The following is a 1,464-nucleotide window of genomic DNA, read 5'->3' as shown; positions in this document are numbered from 1 at the left end:
AAGGCTTTTATAGAATTTTCTGTTTGAAGTTTGATAAAATAGCTAATTCTCTGGAGGGGTGGCTGAGCGGTTTAAAGCGGCGGTCTTGAAAACCGTTGTGGGATTGCATCTCACCGGGGGTTCGAATCCCTCCCCCTCCGCTTATTCCCTCTCCTCTTTAAATGCCATCTGCACAAGGCGTATCCTTTTTGCAAGTTCGCGCACTGCATCGGACATTGACATTCCTTTATCCATCAAATCCCTTACGAACCCTGCTTTGGACAATTCATTTATCACATATTCTGTTGGACCTGATATGTCACATATGTTTGTCCCTTCATGCATCTGCTGTACAATGCAACTGTCTATCTGCTCCGGAGTAAATTTTTTTGCAAGCTCCCGTATCTCTTTTATGTGTGTTTCCTGTCTGTTCATAATCTATTTATATCACAAAGAAGCGCATCTGCATCCATTAATATTTCCATCCTTTCGCATACAGCGCAATCTGTTACATCTTCTGTGCCGTCTTCCCAGCGTGTCACTTTTATGCCCGAGTTCCAGCACACAGGGCAGAGGATGTAATAGGATTCTCCAAAACCCTTTTCATCGCTGAATCTTATGGCTGAATCATCGTAGAACATAATTTATTTTAACACTTTTAATATTGACCACCAAAACATACCCTGATATAGTTGCATTAGGAGTAAGATAATGGCACGGTGTAACTTATGCAATACTACTTCAGACTTTATTTCAAAAGAAATAGGAGTATGCCTTAAATGCATAAGAGAAAGACCCGATGGTGCCCTTCCAATTGCGATGCAGGCTCACGCAAAAAGCAGGGCTGTCTTTGGATTACCGGAAAGACCGCCAAAGAACCCCCAGGGCCTTCCATGCAATATCTGTGTGAATGAGTGCAGAATCCCTGAAGGTGGGATGGGATACTGCGGATTAAGGAGAAATGAAGGCGGAAAACTCATCGGCGTATCTCCAGAAGAAGGAAAGCTCTCATGGTATCACGACCCATTGCCAACAAACTGTGTTGGAGACTGGATATGTCCTGGGGGGACAGGAGCAGGCTATCCAAAATATGCCTATACCAAAGGCCCTGAATACGGATATAAAAATCTTGCGGTATTCTTCCATGCATGTTCATTCAACTGCCTTTTCTGCCAGAACTGGCACTTCAGACAGGAAACCCTTAAACCTTATACAATCCCTGTGCAGGAACTTGTTTCGGATGTCGATGAAAAGACATCCTGTATCTGTTATTTCGGAGGCGACCCAACGCCGCAGCTTCCATTTGCCATTAGGGCATCAAAGCTCGCAGTTGAAGAAAATAAGGACAGGATCTTCAGGATATGCTGGGAGACAAACGGCTCCATGCATAAGGGATTGCTCGATGAGATGATAAAGCTTTCCCTTAATTCAGCTTACTATAAGGGAGTGAGCTAAAAGGAGAGCACGGCAATTACAATCTGTTAA

At 43.9% G+C, this 1,464-nt stretch carries 3 protein-coding genes and 1 tRNA gene; 2 read left to right on the top strand and 2 right to left on the bottom strand.

The features are described 5' to 3' along the window. Positions 1-52 precede the first annotated feature (52 nt). Positions 53-140 (top strand) — tRNA-Ser (locus V7L97_RS12660). 1 nt (position 141) lies between these two features. On the opposite strand, the gene V7L97_RS12655 is transcribed toward V7L97_RS12660, so the two are convergent. Both V7L97_RS12655 and V7L97_RS12650 read right to left on the bottom strand, forming a co-directional pair. Continuing rightward, complete coding sequence (locus V7L97_RS12655; protein WP_333656548.1) at positions 142-414, bottom strand: hypothetical protein; 273 nt, start codon at positions 412-414, stop codon at positions 142-144. Continuing rightward, complete coding sequence (locus V7L97_RS12650) at positions 411-620, bottom strand: hypothetical protein (RefSeq protein WP_333656546.1); 210 nt, start codon at positions 618-620, stop codon at positions 411-413. Before V7L97_RS12650 ends, V7L97_RS12655 begins: the two co-directional genes overlap by 4 nt. A 70-nt stretch (positions 621-690) precedes the next feature. Here V7L97_RS12650 and V7L97_RS12645 point away from each other — a divergent pair, with 70 nt between their 5' ends. Continuing rightward, the gene (locus tag V7L97_RS12645; RefSeq protein WP_333656545.1) at positions 691-1,434 is read left to right on the top strand and encodes a radical SAM protein; all 744 of its coding nucleotides are present in this window, start codon (positions 691-693) and stop codon (positions 1,432-1,434) included. Positions 1,435-1,464: the final 30 nt, after the last annotated feature.

The sequence above is a fragment of the Dissulfurispira sp. genome (genome assembly GCF_036745535.1).
Taxonomy (GTDB): Bacteria; Nitrospirota; Thermodesulfovibrionia; order Thermodesulfovibrionales; family Dissulfurispiraceae; genus Dissulfurispira.
This window is presented reverse-complemented; position numbering and strand designations above follow the sequence as displayed.

Excerpts from the sequence above, each read along its gene's own strand:
- V7L97_RS12655 (WP_333656548.1), bottom strand. The coding sequence starts at position 414 with ATGAACAGACAGGAAACACACATAAAAGAGATACGGGAGCTTGCAAAA.
- V7L97_RS12650 (WP_333656546.1), bottom strand. The coding sequence starts at position 620 with ATGTTCTACGATGATTCAGCCATAAGATTCAGCGATGAAAAGGGTTTT.
- V7L97_RS12645 (WP_333656545.1), top strand. The coding sequence starts at position 691 with ATGGCACGGTGTAACTTATGCAATACTACTTCAGACTTTATTTCAAAA.